The sequence below is a fragment of the Cellulomonas sp. A375-1 genome, assembly GCF_001040865.1.
Taxonomy (GTDB): domain Bacteria; phylum Actinomycetota; class Actinomycetes; order Actinomycetales; family Cellulomonadaceae; genus Cellulomonas; species Cellulomonas gelida.
In genome coordinates this window covers 6,793-8,063 of sequence record NZ_LFKW01000147.1, presented here as the reverse complement: position 1 = coordinate 8,063, position 1,271 = coordinate 6,793, and the positions used below count along the sequence as shown (strand labels likewise).

At 71.2% G+C, this 1,271-nt stretch carries 1 protein-coding gene; it reads right to left on the bottom strand.

All coding sequences use genetic code 11. The features are described 5' to 3' along the window. Nucleotides 1-1,271 (bottom strand): phosphate ABC transporter substrate-binding protein PstS (locus CWIS_RS15935; RefSeq protein ID WP_048344330.1); only part of this gene is annotated, 1,271 nt, incomplete at both ends.

Below are 1,271 nucleotides of genomic sequence, written 5' to 3'. Positions count from 1 at the left end.
CCGAGCCGCCGGTCCCGCCGGTGCCACCGGTCCCGCCGCCGCCCGAGCCACCGCCCGAGCCGCCGCCGCCCTTGCCGCCGCCACCGCCGCCGCCCGGCGCGCCGGGAGCACCGCCGGTGGGTGCGTCGCACTGCTCGTCGGCGCCGCGCTTGTCGCACGCGGACGGGTGTGGGGCGTTCGTGGCGAGCGTGTTGCTGCCGTCGGAGGAGAACGTCGGGTTGTGGCACTTCGCGACGTCGAGGGTGACGGTCGTGGAGCCGGGGATCTTGCCGATCTGGTCCATGCCCGCCTTGACGAGGTTGATCGGCAGCGGCGAGTACCCCAGGACCTCGGCCTGCTGCTGGCCCTCGCACAGGAAGTAGTTCGCGAACGCGCCGAGCGTGTAGCCCTTCGCGGTCGTGAAGCCGTTCTCGGTCCCGGTCGGCACGACGACGTAGGAGTACGACGACAACGGGTACGTCCGGTCGTCGGCGCTCGTGAACACCCCGGTGAGGTCCTGCGTGAGGTACGTCGGCGAGCCCTCGTCGGTGTCGATCGTCGCCTTGAGCAGCCCGACGGCCACGTTCGAGGCGGTCGGCTCGACGAAGTAGCCCGCCTGGTTCAGCACCTTGGCCACCGGGTAGCCGGTCTTCAGGGCGTACGAGTACTCGACGTAGGTGATCGTGCCCTCGTTGCCGGTCTGCGCGACGTACCCCGCGACCCCCTGGGAGTTCGGCTGCGCGACGAAGCCGCGGCCCGGGATCACCGGGTAGGTCGACGTGACGCCGCACGGGGTCGAGCGGCCCGCGGCCTTGCAGTACGCGTCCCAGACCGAGCGGTGCTGCGAGGCCAGCCACGTCGTGAGCTGTGCGGTCGAGCCCGAGCCGTCCGAGCGGACCACGGGCACGATCTTGCGCTTCGGGAGCTGGATCGAGGGGTTGTCGTCGGCGATCGCCGGGTCGTCCCACGACGTGATGGTCCCCGCGAAGATGCCCGCGACCGCCTCGCCCGACAGCCGCAGGTTCGTGATCCGCTTGCCGCCCGCCGTGAGGTTGTACATGAACGCCGTGCCGCCCGCGACGATCGGCAGGTACACGAAGCCGCGCGTCGGCGGCGTGTCGACCACGCCGCCGTCGGTCAGGCCGTACGGGATCTCGGTGATCGCGAAGTCGACCGTCCCGGCCTTGAACTGGTTGCGCCCGTCGGACGAGCCCGTGCTCGCGTAGTTGATGCGCATGCCGTACTGCTCGACGTTGCGCCGCCACTGGTCGACCGCGTTCGAGCTCCACGAC